The 19,023-nt window shown below is 65.8% G+C and carries 12 protein-coding genes; 9 read left to right on the top strand and 3 right to left on the bottom strand.

The genetic code is table 11. The features are described 5' to 3' along the window. Window positions 1-1,166 precede the first annotated feature (1,166 nt). From GGD62_RS06700 to GGD62_RS06715, 4 genes are all read left to right on the top strand, one after another. Window positions 1,167-2,162: a nitronate monooxygenase family protein gene (locus GGD62_RS06700; protein ID WP_183707688.1), complete on the top strand. Its 996-nt coding sequence runs from the start codon at window positions 1,167-1,169 to the stop codon at window positions 2,160-2,162. A gap of 25 nt (window positions 2,163-2,187) precedes the next feature. Then, a complete protein-coding gene (locus tag GGD62_RS06705; protein WP_183707690.1) occupies window positions 2,188-3,159 on the top strand; it encodes a zinc-binding dehydrogenase in 972 nt (323 codons plus the stop codon). Between the two features lie 207 nt (window positions 3,160-3,366). After that, window positions 3,367-4,740, top strand: coding sequence for a cation-efflux pump (locus GGD62_RS06710; protein ID WP_018315841.1), 1,374 nt, complete (start codon window positions 3,367-3,369; stop codon window positions 4,738-4,740). 227 nt (window positions 4,741-4,967) lie between these two features. Then, complete coding sequence (locus tag GGD62_RS06715) at window positions 4,968-7,298, top strand: PAS domain-containing sensor histidine kinase (RefSeq protein ID WP_092256462.1); 2,331 nt, start codon at window positions 4,968-4,970, stop codon at window positions 7,296-7,298. A 3-nt stretch (window positions 7,299-7,301) separates the two neighbouring features. Here GGD62_RS06715 and GGD62_RS06720 read toward each other — a convergent pair whose 3' ends face one another. Further along, complete coding sequence (locus GGD62_RS06720; RefSeq protein ID WP_018315839.1) at window positions 7,302-8,195, bottom strand: LysR family transcriptional regulator; 894 nt, start codon at window positions 8,193-8,195, stop codon at window positions 7,302-7,304. A gap of 225 nt (window positions 8,196-8,420) precedes the next feature. On the opposite strand from GGD62_RS06720, the gene GGD62_RS06725 reads away from it, so the two are divergent. From GGD62_RS06725 to GGD62_RS06745, 5 genes are read left to right on the top strand one after another with little or no spacing between them, the layout of a single operon-like run. Further along, window positions 8,421-8,897 carry a formate dehydrogenase subunit gamma gene (locus tag GGD62_RS06725; protein ID WP_018315838.1) on the top strand — a complete coding sequence of 159 codons (477 nt, stop codon included), beginning with the start codon at window positions 8,421-8,423 and terminating at the stop codon, window positions 8,895-8,897. Next, window positions 8,894-10,450, top strand: coding sequence for an NADH-quinone oxidoreductase subunit NuoF (locus tag GGD62_RS06730; RefSeq protein WP_183707692.1), 1,557 nt, complete (start codon window positions 8,894-8,896; stop codon window positions 10,448-10,450). The genes GGD62_RS06725 and GGD62_RS06730 overlap by 4 nt, the downstream gene beginning before the upstream one ends. 10 nt (window positions 10,451-10,460) lie before the next feature. Further along, the gene (fdhF, locus tag GGD62_RS06735; RefSeq protein ID WP_183238274.1) at window positions 10,461-13,346 is read left to right on the top strand and encodes a formate dehydrogenase subunit alpha; all 2,886 of its coding nucleotides are present in this window, start codon (window positions 10,461-10,463) and stop codon (window positions 13,344-13,346) included. Window positions 13,347-13,350: 4 nt separating this feature from the next. Next, window positions 13,351-14,178 carry a formate dehydrogenase accessory sulfurtransferase FdhD gene (gene fdhD / locus GGD62_RS06740; protein ID WP_018315835.1) on the top strand — a complete coding sequence of 276 codons (828 nt, stop codon included), beginning with the start codon at window positions 13,351-13,353 and terminating at the stop codon, window positions 14,176-14,178. Beyond that, window positions 14,168-14,398 (top strand): formate dehydrogenase subunit delta, encoded by a 231-nt coding sequence (locus tag GGD62_RS06745; RefSeq protein ID WP_018315834.1) that lies wholly within the window; start codon window positions 14,168-14,170, stop codon window positions 14,396-14,398. The genes fdhD and GGD62_RS06745 overlap by 11 nt, the downstream gene beginning before the upstream one ends. Here the strand turns inward: GGD62_RS06745 and GGD62_RS06750 are convergent. Beyond that, window positions 14,358-17,342, bottom strand: a complete 2,985-nt coding sequence (locus GGD62_RS06750) for a bifunctional [glutamine synthetase] adenylyltransferase/[glutamine synthetase]-adenylyl-L-tyrosine phosphorylase (protein ID WP_183707694.1) — start codon at window positions 17,340-17,342, stop codon at window positions 14,358-14,360. The genes GGD62_RS06745 and GGD62_RS06750 overlap by 41 nt on opposite strands. Continuing rightward, window positions 17,339-18,799, bottom strand: coding sequence for an ATP-binding protein (locus tag GGD62_RS06755; protein WP_183707696.1), 1,461 nt, complete (start codon window positions 18,797-18,799; stop codon window positions 17,339-17,341). The genes GGD62_RS06750 and GGD62_RS06755 overlap by 4 nt, the downstream gene beginning before the upstream one ends. Between the last annotated feature and the right edge of the window lie 224 nt (window positions 18,800-19,023).

The following is a 19,023-nucleotide window of genomic DNA, read 5'->3' on the forward strand; positions in this document are numbered from 1 at the left end:
TCCAGAGTGTTTCCGCGGAGGGATTCTGGATTGCTTCCGCCTTCGCCAAAGGCTTCGGCGGACAAGTCGCTGCGCTCGCAATGACGGTGGTTGACGCAGCGGTGCGCATAGCGCTCCGGCACGTTCGGAGCACCCTCGCCCGTCGGGCAAAACACCCTGCCAATTTCTCCACCCCGCCTGTCAAGCCTCACCCGCCAAAATATTCCACTTTACCGAAATTCGGATTTGTCGTACACACAAGCCACCCTGGCCCGAGACAAGGGGCGGATCGCGATCGTCACGAACCGCGGGCCGGGGTGCGATGGACGCGACGGCGTCGGGCGCGAGCAGCATTGCAGGGCGGGAAACCGTGAGCAAAGCGCTTCGCGCATACGACCCGGCGCCGACAGCGTCTTCGCATGGCTTCGGGCGTGAGCACGCGCCAGCACTCGAAGCGACATGCGAAGACGTGCGCGGACGGTCAAGTCGTGTGGTCCTGACGCCCGGGGTCTGTGCGTCAAGTCCTGCGGTGATGTGGCGGCCAACCGGTGCGCGCATCAGTCATCCGCAAGGCGACGGGGGCAATAGTGCATCGCTCCCCGGGGAGAGCACGAAGTACGCCGTAAACCATCGCGCAGGGAAGGCCGGGCGTTCGGCTCACCTGTGGTCCACCCCGTGTGCATCTTTTTCGCGCACGGACTTACGGGTGCCAGCCGGCGCCCGGCCTTCCCTGCGCCCTTGTCTTTCATGAGGGCAACGCGACGAAGCAAAGCTCGGGCGCAGATGCCGCGAGAGCGCGAAGGTGTGTCTGCGATGAGCACAAACTGCTTATTGCCGCGGGTCCAAATCTATGATCGTCACCCTGAGGTGCGCGCTCAGGGGCGCATCGCGCCACTGAGCAAGCCTCGAAGGGCGACAGCCCAGCTTTCGCAGCGTGGCCGCTCATCCTTCGAGGCTTGCTGCACCTTGCTTCGCACCGTGCAGCTCGCACCTCCAGCGACAACCGCTTCGCGGTTGCGCGGGGATGACGGAACAAAATTATCCGCCCCGCGGAATCATCCCCACCTCCCGCATGATCGCCCCGCCCCCACCGCACGCCCGCGCAATAGACATTTCCCGACCCGGGCGGCATCCTTGCGCCATCAACCGACAACAGAGCCTGCGGGCCATATCAGGGGAAACACATCATGTTGCAGACACGGTTCACGAAACTCGTCGGCGTCGAGCACCCGATCGTCCAGGGCGGCATGCAATGGGTCGGCCGCGCCGAGCTGGTCGCCGCGGTCGCCAATGCCGGCGCGCTCGGCTTCATCACGGCGCTGACCCAGCCGACGCCGGAGGATCTAACCAAGGAGATCGCGCGCTGCCGCGACCTCACCGACAAGCCGTTCGGCGTCAACCTCACCATCCTGCCCGCGATCAAGCCGCCGCCTTATGCCGAATACCGCGCCGCCATCATCGAGGCCGGGATCAAGGTGGTCGAGACCGCCGGCAACAAGCCGCAGGAGCACGTCGACGAGTTCAGGAAGCACGGCGTCAAGGTCGTGCACAAATGCACCAGCGTCCGCCACGCGCTGTCGGCCGAACGCATGGGCGTGGACGCCATCTCGATCGACGGCTTCGAATGCGCCGGCCATCCCGGCGAGGATGACACGCCCGGCCTGATCCTGATCCCCGCCGCCGCCAACAGGATCAAGATCCCGATGATCGCCTCGGGCGGCTTTGCCGACGCCCGCGGCCTCGTCGCCGCGCTGGCGCTGGGCGCCGACGGCATCAACATGGGCACGCGCTTCATGGCGACCAGGGAAAGCCCGATCCACCAGCTCATCAAGGAGAAAATCGTCGCCAATGACGAGCGTGAGACCGAGCTGATCTTCCGCACCATGCGCAACACCTCGCGCGTCGCCAAGAACGAGATCTCGACCAAGGTCGTCGCGATGGAGAAGGAAGGCGCGAAGTTCGAGGACATCCGCGAGCTGGTCGCGGGGGCCCGCGGCAAGATGGTCTATGCGACCGGGAATTCCGACGAAGGCATCTGGTCGGCCGGACAGGTGCAGGGCCTGATCCAGGACATCCCGACCTGCGCCGAGCTCATCTCCCGCATCGTGCGCGAGGCGGAAGCGATCATTCGTAGCCGGCTCGAAGCCATGATCGTTCAGCCGCAACGCGAAGCCGCCGAATAATCACCGCAAGAAGCGAGAGCAATCCATGAAGGCTTACGTCTACGGCCCTGAGGGCGCTAGGATTTCCGACGTCGCTCAACCAAAGCCGAAAGGCACGCAGGTGCTGGTGCGCGTCCGCGCCTGCGGGCTCAACCGCGCCGACACCGGTATGCGCAAGGGGCACGCCCACGGCGCGGCCGGCGGCGCCGGCACCGTGCTCGGCATGGAATGGGCCGGCGAGGTCGCCGAGCTCGGGCCGGATGCCAAGGGCGTCAGGATCGGCGACCGCATCATGGGCTCGGGCGGCGCTGCGTTTGCCGAGTACACACTGGCCGATCACGGCCGGTTGTTCCGCGCGCCGTCGAACATGAACTTCGAGGAAGCCGCCACCCTCCCCGTCGCGCTCGCGATCATGCACAACGCCGTCGTCACCGTCGGCGGCGTGCAGGCGGGCCAGAGCGTGCTGATCCAGGGCGCCAGCTCCGGTGTCGGCCTGATGGCGATGCAGATTGCAAAACTCAAAGGCGCAAAGCTCGTGATCGGCTCGTCGACCGACGCCACGCGCCGCGGCCGGCTGAAGGAGTACGGCGCCGACCTCGCCGTCGACAGCTCCGATCCGAAATGGGTCGACGAGGTGCTGAAGGCGACGAACGGTGAAGGCGTCGACCTCATCGTCGACCAGGTCTCGGGCAAGGTCGCGAGCCAGAACCTTGCGGCGACCAAAGTGAAGGGCCGCATCGTCAATGTCGGCCGGCTCGGCGGCACCCATGCCGATTTCAACTTCGACCTGCACGCCGCGCGCCGCATCGACTATGTCGGCGTCACCTTCCGCACCCGCACCATCGAGGAGGTCCGCGAGATCTTCGAGGAGGTCAGGAAGGACATCTGGGGCGCGGTGGAGTCGCGAAAACTGCAGCTGCCGATCGACCGGGTGTTCGCATTCGACGACATCGACCAGGCGTTCGAGCACATGGAGGCGAACAAGCATTTGGGGAAGATCGTGGTGACGGTGCCGTAGAGCGCCGACAGCGGTCCCGTAAGGGTGGGCAAAGCGAAGCGTGCCCACGATCGGTATCCATCACGGACGAATGGTGGGCACGGCGCCAACGCGCCTTTGCCCACCCTAGGAGGCCGGAGCAAGACGCGGATCGCTCCTGCAAATCACTAGCGACAACAGCTGTGGATCGCCGCTTGATGTTCACCCCCGGGCTGCTAAATCCCCGCCATGACCTCCCAGCACAACAAAACCTCGGTCGCCGCGATCTCGATCTTCGCCAGCGGCGGCATGGCGGCGGCCAAGTTCGTGGTCGGCATCGCGATCGGCTCGCTCGCGCTGATCTCCGAGGCGCTGCACTCCTCGATCGACCTGGTCGCGACCATCATCACCTGGGCGGTGGTGCGGGTGTCGGACAAGCCGGCCGACGAGGAGCACCATTACGGCCACGGCAAGCTGGAGAGCGTTTCGGCACTCGGTGTTACCGCCCTGCTCTACGTGCTCGCCGGCGGCATCCTGGTCGAGGCCTACAGCCGGCTGCGCGAGGGAACCCCGCCGCCGACCATTTCGGCCGTGCCCTTCGTCGTGCTGGTGATCGACATCGTCGTCAATCTCTGGCGCGCCCGCGCCCTGCACCGCGCCGCGCGCGAGACCAGGAGCCAGGCGCTCGCCGCCGACGCGCTGCATTTCGCCTCAGACGTGATGGGCTCGTTCGCCGTGATCATCGGCCTGATCCTCGCCGCCCTCGGCTTCTGGTGGGGCGACGCCGCGGCGGCCGCCGCGGTCGCCGTGATGATCGCAGCGCTCGGCCTGCGCATGGCCGGCTCGACCGTGCAGACGCTGGTCGACCGCGCCCCGGAGGGCGCGCAGGAGAAGGCTACGGCCGCGATCCGAAGCGTCCCGGGCGTGATCGACGTGGAGCGACTGCGGGTGCGCATGGTCGGGGCGACCACGTTCATCGACACCATCGTCAAGGTGCCGCGGACCTATCCGATCGACCGCGTCGAGGACATCAAGCACAACGCGCAAGCCGCCGTCGCCAAGGCGTTCGGCGACACCGACCTCTCCTTCACCGCCGTTCCCGTCGCACGCGACAACGAGACCGTGCGCGACCGCATCATGGTGATCGCGCGCAATTCGGGCCTCGCCGTCCACCACGTCACGGTGCACGATCTCGGCGCCAAGCTGATCGTCAGCATCGACCTCGAGGTCGACGCCGGGATGCAGTTAGAGGCCGCCCACGACGTCGCCAACACGCTGGAGCGCAACATCCAGGAGGAGTTCGGCGAGGACGTCGAGGTCGACGTCCACATCGAGCCGCTGGAACCGGAACTGCCGTTCGGAGTCGATGCCGCGCCGGAACGCGTCCAGGCCATCGCCGCCGCGCTGACCGAATATGCCGCTGGCGGCGAGATCCACGACATCCATAATGTGCGCGTCCGCAACACCGACGCCGGCGAGATCGTCAATTTCCACTGCCGCGCCGCGCCGTCGATGAGCGTGATCAAGGTGCACGAGCACGTCGACGCCATCGAGCGCGCGCTGCGGCGCGCGTTCCCGAGCGTGAAGCGCGTGATCAGCCACGCCGAACCGCCGCGTGCGTGACGGAGAGCGTGCGAGGAGTCACACGTTCTCGTTTCGGACTCCTCGCGCCCGTGCGTTTGCGGACGCGCGATGCGCAAACTGCGCGTGGGATAAGAATAATTTCGCGTTAACGATTCATTGACTCTCGACACCCCGCGAAAACTGGATTCAAATCGCTGTGATTCGGAAGCGATGTGGGGCTGCCTCCGAACTTCAGTTGCAAGCTAGGTTTTTAGGGGGCCGAAGGCATGTCGCGTGCAGACGCCGCGAACGCGTGCGTCCAATCCGATTCGATCAAGGGATTGGCGCAATCGATCGCGAAACCTGCCTATCATCGGCTCTTGATTGCAGAGCCGGCGCTTCGTCGCGCCGTGCCGACGCTCATCATCGCGTTCCTGATCACGATCTGCCTCGGCGCCTTCGTGCAGGTCGTCGATCAGACGCGTCAGAAGCGGCTGGTGATCCGGCACGACATCTCGGCGCTGGCCGACCTGCTCGCCGAACGCATCGACCGCCTGACCTCCGCCCGTCAGGAGCGGCTCAAGAACATCGAGAGCCTGCCGGCGCTGTTGCCGGATATGATCCCGTCCTGGGGCACGGCCTCGGGCCGCCACGTCATCGTCACCTCGGCCGGCGTCGATCGCCGTCTCCTCGCCCGCGTCCCGGTCGACAGCGACCCTTCCGGTAACGACCGCCTGCTCGATGCCATCACGACAGCACAATTGCTCGCGGCGCCGACACGCGACGGCAACGTCTCCGACATGACGCTGCCGAGCGGCAACGCCGCGATGGCGACCTCGCGGCAGATCAAGTCGCTGCCCGGCTTCGTCACCGTGATCCAGGAGCGCAACGAGCCGATCTGGGGCTCGGACGCCGCGCTCTCGGTGACGCTGTCGGCGACCACCGGATTCGTCGTCCTGATCCTGGGCTTCGCCTTCCACTGGCAGTCCACCCGCGCCCGCGAAGGCGACCTCATCAACGACGCCGTGCGCGGCCGGATCGACACCGCGCTCAACCGCGGCCGTTGCGGACTGTGGGACTGGGACCTGTCGCGCGGCCGGATCTTCTGGTCGCAGTCGATGTTCTCGATGCTGGGCCTCGACGGCCGCAACGAGCTCCTCACCTTCGGCGAGGTCAACGCGCTGGTGAAGTCCGACGACATCGACCTGTTCGCGATCGCCGACCAGCTCATCTCCGAGAAGATCGACCACATCGACCAGACCTTCCGGATGCAGCATGTCGACGGCCATTGGATCTGGCTCCGCGTCCGCTGCGAGAAGACGCGCGGGGCGACCGATTCCAGCGTGCACCTGATCGGGATCGCCGTCGACATCACCGAGCAGAAGAGCCTTGCCGAGAGGACCGTGGAAGCCGACCTCCGCCTGCGCGACGCGATCGAGACCATCCCGGAAGCCTTCGTGCTGTGGGACGCGAGCGACCGCCTCGTGCTCTGCAACTCGCACTTCCAGCGCCTGCACAAGCTGCCCGACACCGCCGTCATTCCGGGCACCTCCTACGAGACCGTGCTCGAGGTCGGCCGCATGCCGGAGGTGCGCACCCGCCACAACGAGACCGCTGCCCAAGGCCCCGGCGCGCGCACCTTCGAGGCGCAGCTCGACGACGGCAGCTGGCTGCACATCAGCGAGCGCCGCACCAAGGACGGCGGCTACGTCTCGGTCGGCACCGACATCACCCGCATCAAGGAGCACGAGCAGAAGCTGGTCGACAACGATCTGCGCCTGCGCGCCACCGTCATCGACCTGAAGCGCTCGCAGGCGGCCCTGGAGCGCCAGGCGGTCGAGCTTGCCGACCTCGCCGAGAAGTACCAGCGCGAGAAGACCCGCGCCGAGGAAGCCAACCAGACCAAGTCGAAATTCCTCGCCAATATGAGCCACGAGCTGCGCACGCCGCTCAACGCCATCATCGGCTTCTCCGAGATCATGGGCTCGGGCATGTTCGGCGAGCTCGGCAGCGAAAAGTACCAGGAATACTGCCAGGACATCCTGACCAGCGGCCACTATCTGCTCGAGGTCATCAACGACATCCTCGACATGTCCAAGATCGAGGCGGGCCGCATGAAGCTCGACATGGAAGAGCTCGACCTGTCGCGGACGCTGGCGGAATCCTTACGGGTCGTCACCGGCCGGGCCCAGGACAAGCACATCACGTTAGATGCCGACATCGCAAAATCCATCTCCGTCGTCGCCGACCGCCGCGCCACCAAGCAGATCATCGTCAACCTGCTCTCCAACGCCGTGAAATTCACGCCGGACGGCGGACGCGTCGTGGTGCGCAGCCGGCAACTCGACGACCGGATCGTGCTGATGATCGCCGACACCGGCATCGGCATCGCGCCGCATTCGCTGGCGCGGCTCGGCCGCCCGTTCGAGCAGGTCGAGAGCCAGCTCACCAAGACCTATCACGGCTCGGGCCTCGGCCTTGCGATCGCCCGCTCGCTGGCGCAACTCCACGGCGGCTCGATGCGGCTGCGCTCCAAGATCGAGGTCGGCACCGTCGTCCGCGTGACCCTGCCGCGCGACGCGATCAAGGCTGCGTCCGGGATTTCGGCGGCGGCGTGATCCTTACAGCTGCAGCGACGGCGCGACTTCCCGCGCGACATTGACCAGCGCTGCGATCAGCGGCGTCATCGGATCGCGCTGCGGGATCACCATGCCGATGCTGTAATTGACGTCGGGATCGGTGATCGGGATCGAGCGCACCGTGTCGGACAGGCCGAGCGTCTCGGCAAGCTTGGCCGGCATCACGCTCGCCCAGCGCCCCGTCTTCACATGCGTGAACAGCACCAGCAACGAGTTCGAGGTCAGCGTCGGCGTCGCCTCCGCGCCGACCGAACGCAGCGCGCGGTCGATGATACGGCGGTTCTGCATGTCGGGCGTCAGCAAGCATAGCGGCACCTGCCCGACCTCCTTCCAGGTCACCGTCTCGCGATCGCCAAACATGCCGTCCGGCGACGTCAGCAAACGATAGCTCTCGTTGTAGAGCGGAATGGTCCGCACCTTGCCGATCGGCTCGTTCTCGATATAGGTCAGCCCCGCATCGACCTCGAGATTTTCGAGCAATCCCAGCACCTCCGATGAGGTCGTTGAGCGGATGCTGAAACGCACCTCGGGATGCCTTGCGCGAAACGGCGTCGTCAGCGCGGCCACCATGCCGAGCACGGTCGGTATCGCCGCGATGCGGATCTCGCCGGAGAGCTGATGCTTCAGCCCGTTGATCTCGTCACGCATCGCGCGGGCATCGCCGACGATCCGCCGCGCCCAGTCGAGCGCGCGCTCGCCTTCGGGAGTGAACCCCTGAAAACGGGAGCCGCGCTGCACCAGCATCACGCCGAGAATCTCCTCAAGCTGCTTGAGCCCGGTCGACATCGTCGGTTGCGTCACGCCGCAGACCTCCGCCGCGCGTCCGAAATGCCGCTCCTTCGCCAGCGCCAGCAATAGTTCAAGTTTGTCGATCAACCGGCCGTCCCCTCGAATTCCATCGTGGCATGCAAGCTAGCACGCCGGGCCTGCGCCAACACGCAAAAACCGGCATCCGATCCAACTTCCATTACCAATTCGTATCGGTCGATTGCGGTTGCAAATCGATCCGAATTCGCAATCGCAGCACGGGACAGCTTTATTGATCTTCGAATGATTCCAACTAGTTTGCGCCCAAGGAAACGCTCTGGTTGAGAACGAAGAATGACAGCGGTTTTTGAGCCTTGGAACGAGACGCGCGGCGCCGAAATCATCGCCGAGCACGCCAACCAGGAGGGCGCGACGCTCGTCATCTTGCACGCGCTGCAGGAGGCGTTCGGCTACGTGCCGGAGGCCGCCATTCCCATGGTCGCGCAGGCGCTCAACCTGTCGCGCGCCGAAGTCCACGGCGTATTCACGTTCTATCATGATTTCCGCCACAAGCCGGCCGGCCGCCACGTGCTGAAGCTCTGCCGCGCGGAGGCCTGCCAGGCCGCGGGCGGCGATGCCTTGGCGGCGCGCGCCGAAGCAAAACTCGGCGTGTCGCTCGGCAACACGACGGCCGACGATCGTGTCACGCTGGAGCCGATCTACTGCCTCGGCCTGTGCGCCACCGCCCCGTCCGCAATGCTCGACGGCCGCCTCATCGGCAGGCTCGATCAGAAGCGCCTCGATGCGCTGATTGTGGAGGCACAGCGATGAGCTTGCGTCTGTTCGTCTCACGCGACGCCGGCGCGATCGCCGTTGGTGCTGATCAGGTTGCGCTGGCGCTTGAGCAGGCAGCAGCCGGGCGCGGCATTGCAGTCGAGATCGTCAGGACCGGCTCGCGCGGCATGTACTGGCTGGAGCCGCTGGTCGAGGTGGCGACGCCACAGGGCCGGATCGCTTTCGGCCCGGTTACTGAAGCCGATGTGCCCTCCCTGCTCGACGCGCTCGCGAGCAACACGCCGCATCTGCTGCGGCTGGGGGCGACCGACGAGATTCCCTGGTTGAAGCGCCAGACCCGCCTCACCTTCGTCCGTTGCGGCGTGATCGACCCGCGTTCGCTCGACGACTACCGCGCCCATGGCGGCTACAAGGGGCTGGAGCGCGCGCTGTCACTCGGCTCGGATGCGATCCTCAACGAAGTCACGGCCTCGGGCCTGCGCGGCCGCGGCGGCGCCGGCTTCCCGACCGGCATCAAATGGAAGACGGTCACGCAGGCCAAGGCCGACCGTAAGTTCATCGTCTGCAACGCCGACGAAGGCGACAGCGGCACTTTCGCCGACCGCATGATCATGGAAGGCGATCCCTTCCTGGTGATCGAGGGCATGACCATCGCCGGCATCACGGTCGGCGCGACCAAGGGCTACATCTACATCCGCAGCGAATATCCGCATGCGGTGGAAGCGATGAACGCTGCGATCCGGGCTGCCAAGCGCGGCGGTTATCTCGGCGACAAGATCGGCGGATCCACCCACAGCTTCGACCTCGAAGTCCGGGTCGGCGCCGGTGCTTACGTCTGCGGCGAGGAAACTTCGCTGCTGGAGAGCCTCGAAGGCCGCCGCGGCATCGTGCGGGCCAAGCCGCCGCTGCCGGCGCATCACGGCCTGTTCGGCAAGCCGACCGTCATCAACAACGTGCTGTCGTTCGCGGCCGTGCCCTTCATCCTCGCCGAGGGCGCCAAGGCCTATGCCGATTTCGGTATGGGCCGTTCGCGCGGCACGATGCCGATCCAGCTCGCCGGCAACATCCGCTATGGCGGACTGTATGAAACCGCTTTCGGCGTGACGCTTGGCGAACTCGTCGACGACATCGGCGGCGGCACGTTCACGGGCCGGCCGGTCCGCGCCGTGCAGGTCGGCGGTCCGTTAGGGGCCTATTTCCCCCGTGCCCTGTTCGACACGCCATTCGACTACGAGGCCTTTGCCGCACGCGACGGCCTGATCGGCCATGGCGGCATCGTCGTGTTCGACGACAGCGTCGACATGCGCAGGCAGGCGCGCTTCGCCATGGAATTCTGCGCCGTCGAATCCTGCGGCAAGTGCACGCCCTGCCGGATCGGCTCGACCCGCGGCGTCGAGACCATCGAGAAGATCATCAACGGCGAGCGCGTCCATGAAAACATCGCGCTGGTCGAGGACCTCTGCAACACCATGAAATTCGGCTCGCTCTGCGCACTCGGCGGCTTCACGCCCTACCCCGTGCTCAGCGCATTGAAGCACTTCCGGGAGGATTTCATTCCGGCGCCGACCACGCTTCAGGCCGCGGAATAGGAGAACGACAATGTCTCTGATCGAAGAAATCGACTTCGGCACGCCGGCTTCCAAATCGGAAACGATGGTAACGCTGACCATCGACGGCAATGAGGTCACGGTGCCCGAGGGCACTTCGATCATGCGGGCCGCGATGGACGCGGGCCACCAGATCCCAAAACTCTGCGCCACCGACATGGTCGACGCGTTCGGCTCCTGCCGTCTCTGCCTCGTCGAGATCGAGGGCCGCGCCGGCACGCCGGCGTCCTGCACCACGCCGGTGATGCCCGGCCTCGTCGTCCATACCCAGAGCGAGCGGCTGAAGAAGCTTCGCAAGGGCGTGATGGAGCTCTACATCTCCGACCATCCGCTCGATTGCCTCACCTGCGGTGCCAATGGCGATTGCGAGTTGCAGGACATGGCCGGCGCCGTGGGCCTACGCGACGTGCGCTACGGCTATGAGGGCGAAAACCACGTCTTCGCCAAGACACCTGGCAAGAGCCACGGCTGCGACAACGACCATTGGATGCCGAAGGACGAATCCAATCCCTATTTCACCTATGATCCCTCCAAGTGCATCGTCTGCTCGCGCTGCGTCCGCGCTTGCGAGGAGGTGCAAGGCACCTTCGCGCTGACCATCTCCGGCCGAGGCTTCGACAGCCGCGTCTCGCCGGGCATGAGCGAAAGCTTCCTCGGCTCGGAATGCGTCTCCTGCGGCGCCTGCGTGCAGGCCTGCCCGACCGCAACGCTGACCGAAAAGTCGGTGATCGAAATCGGCCAGCCCGAGCACTCCGTCGTCACCACCTGCGCCTATTGCGGCGTCGGCTGCACTTTCAAGGCCGAGATGCGCGGCGAGGAAGTCGTGCGCATGGTGCCGTACAAGGACGGCAAGGCCAATCGCGGCCATTCCTGCGTCAAGGGCCGCTTCGCCTGGGGCTACACCAACCACGGCGAACGCATCCTCAATCCGATGATCCGCGAACGGATCGAGGATCCCTGGCGCGAAGTGTCCTGGGACGAGGCGTTCTCGTTCGCGGCCGCCAAGATGCGCGGCATCCAGAAGACATACGGCCGCGATGCCATCGGCGGCATTACCTCGTCCCGCTGCACCAATGAAGAGACCTATCTGGTGCAGAAGCTGATCCGCGCCGGCTTCGGCAACAACAATGTCGACACCTGCGCCCGCGTCTGCCACTCGCCGACCGGCTATGGCCTTGCCACCACCTTCGGCACTTCCGCAGGCACGCAGGATTTCGACTCGGTCGAGGACACCGACGTCGTCCTTGTGATCGGTGCCAATCCGGCCTCCGCTCATCCGGTGTTCGCGTCCCGCCTGAAGAAGCGGCTGCGCCAGGGCGCCAAGCTGATCGTGATCGATCCGCGCCGCACCGAGATGGTGGAATCGCCGCATGTGAAGGCGCTGCACCTGCCCCTGATGCCCGGCACCAACGTCGCGGTCATGACCGCGCTGGCGCATGTCATCGTCACCGAGGGCCTCGTCAACGAAGCCTTCGTGCGCGAGCGTTGCGACTGGAGCGAGTTCGAGGAATGGGCGGCCTTTGTCGCGCAGCCCAAGAACAGTCCGGAAGCCACCGCCATCCTCACCGGCGTCAATCCGAAGGATCTGCGCGAAGCCGCCCGCACCTACGCCACCGGCGGCAACGGCGCGATCTATTACGGCCTCGGCGTCACCGAGCACAGCCAGGGCTCGACCACCGTGATCGCGATCGCGAACCTTGCGATGGTCACGGGCAATATCGGCCGTCCCGGCGTCGGCGTGAACCCGCTACGCGGCCAGAACAACGTGCAGGGCTCCTGCGACATGGGCTCGTTCCCGCACGAGCTGCCCGGCTATCGCCACATCTCCGGCGACGCAGTGCGCGATCAGTTCGAGGCGCTGTGGAACGTCAAGCTCAACCCCGAGCCGGGCCTGCGCATTCCCAACATGTTCGATGCCGCGGTCGAGGGCACCTTCATGGGGATCTACGTGCAGGGCGAGGACATTCTGCAGTCCGATCCCAACACCAAGCACGTGGTGGCTGCACTGTCCGCGATGGAATGCGTCATCGTCCACGACCTCTTCCTCAACGAGACCGCGAACTACGCCCATGTCTTCCTGCCCGGCTCGAGCTTCCTCGAGAAGGACGGCACCTTCACCAACGCCGAGCGCCGCATCCAGCGCGTGCGCAAGGTGATGACCCCGAAGAATGGCATGGCCGACTGGGAGGTCACCATCGGCCTTGCCAAGGCGATGGGTTTCGAGATGAACTACAGCCATCCTTCCGAGATCATGGACGAGATCGCGGCGCTGACGCCGACCTTCTCCGGCGTCTCCTACGCCAAGCTCGACGAGCTCGGCTCGGTGCAGTGGCCCTGCAACGAGAAGGCGCCCGAAGGCACGCCGGTGATGCATATCGACGGCTTCGTCCGCGGCAAGGGCAAGTTCGTCGTCACTGAATATGTCGCGACCGACGAGCGCACCGGTCCGCGTTATCCGCTGCTGCTCACGACCGGCCGCATCCTCAGCCAGTACAATGTCGGCGCGCAGACAAGGCGCACCGACAACGTGGTCTGGCACGCCGAGGACCGGTTGGAGATTCATCCGCACGATGCCGAACAGCGCGGCGTGCGCGACGGCGACTGGGTGCGGCTGAAGAGCCGCGCCGGCGAGACCACGCTGCGTGCGGAGATCACCGATCGCGTGGCGCCCGGCGTCGTCTACACCACCTTCCACCATCCGGACACGCAGGCCAACGTCATCACGACCGACTATTCGGACTGGGCGACCAACTGCCCCGAATACAAGGTGACGGCGGTCGAGGTCTCGCCCTCGAACGGCCCGTCCGACTGGCAGAAGGCCTATGACGCCCAGGCGCGCCAGTCGCGGCGCATTGCGCCGGCCGAGGCCGCGGAGTAACCGCATGCATGTAGCTGTCCAGGCAATCGATCGCGGAATCTGGCGCAACGGCGTCGCGTCCGAAGGAACGCGGTTCATTCCGGAGGAGACGCCGCTGGCTCTGACCTATAATGGCGGCACTTACGCCGTCATGATGGGAACGCCGCAGAACCTGGAAGATTTTGCGGTCGGCTTCAGCCTGAGCGAAGGCATCGTTAAATCGGTCGACGACATCCGCTCGCTCGAAATTGTTCGCCTCGACGACGGCATTGAGCTGCGGATGTGGCTGGCGTCGGATGACGCGGCACTGATCAGCGAGCGCCGCCGCCACGTCGCCGGTCCCACCGGCTGCGGCATCTGCGGTATCGAGTCGATTGCCGAAGCCGTGCGACCCGCTGCGGTCGTGCCGCAGGGGCAGAGCTTCACGCCGGAAGAAATCATGACGGCGATGCAGGCGATCGCGCCGCTGCAATCGATCAATCTGCAGACCCGCGCGGTTCATGCCGCCGCGTTCTGGTCCCCTGCCGGCCACATCGTCGCGCTGCGTGAGGATGTCGGCCGCCACAACGCGCTGGACAAGCTCGCAGGCGCCCTCGCGCGCAGCCGCACCGACGCAGGCGCCGGCATGGTGCTGCTGACGAGCCGTGTTTCGGTCGAGATGGTGCAGAAGACTGCGGCGATCGGCGCGCCGGTGATGATCGCGGTGTCCGCGCCCACCGCGCTCGCGGTGCGTACCGCGGAAGCCGCGGGCATCACGCTGATCGCCATTGCCCGCCAGGATGGGTTCGAGGTGTTTTCGCATGGTGACCGGATCGTCGGTCGCCATGCCACGGAGGTTGCCGATGTCGCCTGACCGCCTGATCTACATGGCCAACCAGATCGGCAAGTTCTTCGAGAGCCAGGGCCACGGCAAGGCCGTGCCGGGAATCGCCGAGCACATCAAGAAGTTCTGGGATCCCAGGATGAAGCGCGCGATCTTCGCCCATCTCGATGCCGGCGGCGCGGGGCTCGAGCCTGACGTCCGCGAGGCGCTCAGCTCGTTGAAGGCAACGTCCCTTCCAGCAGCGCCCTGAACACGCGCCGCACCTCGCTCTGCGTCTCCTTCACGCGCGCCTCCAGCGACGAGAAATCCGGCGCGTCGCCGGCCCGCGCCATCACGCGTTGCAGATCGGTGCCCGCGGTTTCCGGCTTGAAGCGGTCGCTGACGCAGAGCCGCAGGATCTGCGTGAGGTCGTGATAGAGCCGTGCGGCCGCACGCAATATCTCGGTTTCCGATTGCGGGAGGACGCCGAGCCTGCATGCATTGTCGAGCACCTGCAACGTGCTGACGTCGAGGATCTCCGGCTTATCGTGCGCGTGCACGAGCTGGAGATATTGCGCGATGAAATCGATGTCGACCATGCCGCCGGCGGCATGTTTGAGATCCCAGCAATCGGCCTCGCCCTTCTCCTGGGCGATCGCGCGTCGCATGTCGGCGACGTCGTTGGCGGTGATTGCGGAATCGCGGCGGCGGGTCAGGACGCCGCGGATGACGCGTTCGATCCGCATCCGGAATTCGGGCGAAGCCGACACCACGCGCGCGCGCGTCAGCGCCATGTGCTCCCAGGTCCAGGCCTCGTTGGCCTGGTAATCCGCGAATGAGACGAGGCTCGAGGCTACGGGACCGGCGCGCCCTGAAGGACGCAGCCGCATGTCGATCTCGTAGAGCACGCCATAATTGGTGCGCGTCGTGAACGCGCTGATCAGGCGCTGGGTCAGACGCGCAAAATAATGCGGACCCTGCAGCGATTTCGGCCCATCGGAGTCCGGATTGTCGCTGTCGAAATCGTAGAGCAGGATCAGATCGAGATCGGATGAGGCCGTCATCTCGCGGCTGCCGAGCCGGCCCATCGCGATGATCGCGGTCTCCTGCCCCTTGATCCGGCCATGCTGGGCCGCGAAGCGGTCGGCAACGAGGCCATGCACGGTGTGGACGATTCCTTCGGCGACGTCGGCAAAGGCCGTGCTCGCCTGCTGCGCCGAGACGGTGCCGGAGAGAATGCGCGTGCCGATCAGGAACAGGCTCTCCTGCCCGAACAGGCGCAGCCGATCGAGAAACTCTTCGTATGAGCCGGCGTCCTGCACGGTCGCAGCCAACCGCCCCGACAATTCCTGCCTGTCCGGCATGGCGCCGAAGAAGCGCGGATCGATCAGGCCATCCATCAGCTGCGGCTGCCGCGCCAGCATCTCGCCGAGCCGCGGCGCCGCACCGAGCACCAGCGCGACCAGCGCGACGAGCTCGCGGTTCTGGCCGAGCAGGGTGATCAGCCGGCCGCCGCGCTGGAGCGCCCCAAGGAATTGATCGAACGCCACGACGGCGCGATCCGGCTCCTCGGCATGGGCAAGGCCGTCGATCAGGGCCGGCACGAACTCGACGAAGGCGCTGCGCGTCGCCTCATTGCGGAACACGCGATAGTCGCCGGCGATCCAGTCGCGCACCGTCTGCGCGACCGCGGCAGGCTTCTTGAATCCGAGCGTCGCGAGGTGCTGGAGCAGGCGCGGATCCTCGGGACCCGCACGGTGGTCGAGCGCCGGCAGCTTTGCCGTGCCGGTCGGATCGTCGCCTTCGAACAGTTTTTCGTAGTGCCCCTGCACGATCTTGAGCTGTCGCAGCAGCTCGCCCGCGAAGGCCTCGCGATCCGCATAGCCGAAGAAGCGCGCAAAGCGCTCGACCGCGTCCTTGTCCTCAGGCAGCGCATGGGTCTGCTCGTCGGCGATCATCTGGAGGCGATGCTCGACCCGGCGCAGGAATTCGTACGCAATGGTCAGCTCGTCACGCGCCGCAACGGTGATCCAGTTGCTGGAGGCGAGAATGTCGAGCGCCTCGAGTGTCGGCCGCACCCGCAATTCCGGATGGCGGCCGCCGGCGATCAATTGCTGGGTCTGCGCGAAGAACTCGATCTCGCGGATGCCACCGCGGCCGACCTTGACGTTGTGCCCTTCCACCGCGACCTCGCTCTGGCCGCGATAGGTTTGCATCTGCCGCTTCATGTCGTGGACGTCGGCGAGCGCGGCGAAATCGAGATGCTTGCGCCAGACGAAGGGCGCGATCTCGGCGAGCAATGCCTCGCCCGCCCTGGCATCACCGGCGCAGGCACGCGCCTTGATCATCGCGGCGCGCTCCCAGGTGCGCCCTTCCCGCTCGTAATAATTCAGAGCGGCGTCACGGGAGATCGCGACCTGGGTCGAGGATGGGTCGGGACGCAGGCGCAGGTCGACGCGGAACACATAGCCGTCATAGGTGCGCTGCTGCAGGATGCGCGCCATCCCCTGCGTGACCCGGACAAAGAACGGCTGCGGCTCGATGTCCGCTGCCAGCGTTGTCTCGTCGGGATCGAAGAACACGATGAGATCGATATCGCTGGAATAGTTCAGCTCGCCCGCCCCCATCTTGCCCATCGCGAGCACGATCAGGCCGCAGCCCTCCTCGGGCGCCTCGGGATTGGGCGGCGAGATCTTGCCACGTGCGGCCTCCTGCCGCAGCAGGTATTGGAGCGCCGCCTGCACCGAGGACACCGCGACATCGGTCAGCGCCGCCGTCACCCGCATCACCGGCCAGACCCCGCCGATGTCGCACAAGGCGGTCAGGAGCGCGGCCTCGGCCTTCATGCGGCGAAGCAGCCGCATCACCTCGGCCTCGTCAGGGGCCGCGAGCACCGCCCCCCTCGCCTCCGCGATCAGTGCCGTCAGATGCGCATCCGGATCGCATTCGAGCAACCGGATCAGGCGCAAGGCATCGGCGCGCACCAGATCGAACAGATAGGGCGAGAATTCCGCGATACCGGCCAGGATGTTCCGGGCGAAAGGATGTGTCAGCAGCGTTTCGAGACGCGCCGATTGGGTCGGCTCGAGCTCGGACAGCCAGCTTTCAAGACGTCGTTCGTCGGTTGTGGAAGCGGCAATATGGGGAGCCTCCGCGAAGCGCGCGGCCAGCCTCTCACCATGCTTGTCCGCGTTTCCCGGCGCGGAGTGGTTCATGCCACCTTCTGTGGCACATCCGGTATTGGCGGAGCAACCCTGTCGCCGGCCCCGGCGCGCGCGGGCAGCGCCAGCGTTGCGACGAGACCGGGTTGGGCATCGTCCAACCTCAACTCGCCGCCGTGCAATGTCGCAACCGCAGAAGCGAGGCTGAGACCGAGGCCGGAGCCCGGCAGCGTGCGGCTCGCTTCCAGGCGAACGAATCGTTCGACGGCATGCGCGCGGTCGGCTTCGGGGATGCCGGGACCGCGATCGGTGACGCTGAGCAGCACCTTGTCGCCGTCGCGTCGGGCCTCGATCGTGATCGGTCTCGCGTCCATGCTGACCACGGTTCCGCCGGCCTGCGCGACCGGCTTGCCGTATTTGATCGCATTCTCGACCAAATTGGCGAGCGCCTGGCTGATCAACTCGCGATTGGCGTGAACCGGCGTCGGCTCGGCCTTGACCTTCAAGGTCATGCCGTCGTCTTCGGCCAGCGGCTCGTAGAGCTCGTGGATGCCGTTGGCGACCTCGGCGGCGTCGAAATCATCCATGTTGCCGCGCGCCTGCCCTGACTCCGCGCGCGCGATCATCAGCAGCGCGTTGAAGGTGCGGATCAATCCGTCGGATTCCTCGATGGTCCGCTCAAGCGCCGCGCGGTAATCGGCTTCGCAGCCCGATTTCGCCAGCGCCTCCTCGGCGCGGTTGCGCAAGCGCGTCAGCGGCGTCTTGAGGTCGTGGGCGATGTTGTCGGAGACTTCCTTCAAGCCGGCCATCAACGCCTCGATCCGCTCCAGCATGGCATTGAGATTTTCCGCGAGGCGGTCGAGCTCGTCGCCGCTACGCCCCACCGGGAGACGCCCGCTGAGATCGCCGGTCATGATGCGCTGCGCGGTCCCGGTCATCGCGTCGATGCGCCTCAGCACGCGGCGCGCGACGAAAATGCCGCCGCCGAGACCGAGCACGACGACGATCAGGATCGACCATTGCGCCGCCTTGGCGACGATGCCGAACAGGCGACGCCGCTCGGCGAGGTCGCGGCCGATCAGAAGCCGGAAGCCGTTTTCCAGTTCGGTGACGCGCACGAGCGCGCGATGGTCGCGGTCGTCGGCGTCCTCGATCCGCCGGTAGGCCGTCTCGGACCAGCCGCGCGTCGCCATCACGCCGGGCGCCAGCGAGCCGACATTGCCGGCGATCGCCTGCCCTGTCGGCGTCGTCACGAGATAGAGGTTGGCGCCCGGGCGCAGCGCGCGGTATTCGATCGTGCGCACCAGGCGAAACATGCCGCCGCGGCCGTAGATCTCGTTGATTTCCGAGGTCTCGGCATTGACTGTCTGCGTGATTTCCTCGGTGATCAGCCGCCGCGTATTCCAGGCGAAATAGGCCAGCAGCGAAGCCGCGAACATCGCGAACAGCAGCAGATAGACCAGCGTCAGCCGGAACGCCGTGGTGCGGACCAGTTTACCGAATGCCGTCACGGATCATGTATCCAATTTCAGTAGCGCGTCTACTATCACCAAGCATCGTCACTCTTCGTATTCTACTTTATTTACAGCATCTTGGGTTTATAAGCTATCGTCTATCTTCGCTTAAAATCGCCGAACGCCAGGCGGCCCAGGCAAAAAAGTGGTAAGGAGGCACATACGTCCATTTGAAAGTATCCGTGACGGCCACACATCTGCACCGGTTCCCGTGGAATCAC

The organism is Bradyrhizobium sp. ERR14 (genome assembly GCF_014198235.1).
Lineage (GTDB): Bacteria > Pseudomonadota > Alphaproteobacteria > Rhizobiales > Xanthobacteraceae > Bradyrhizobium.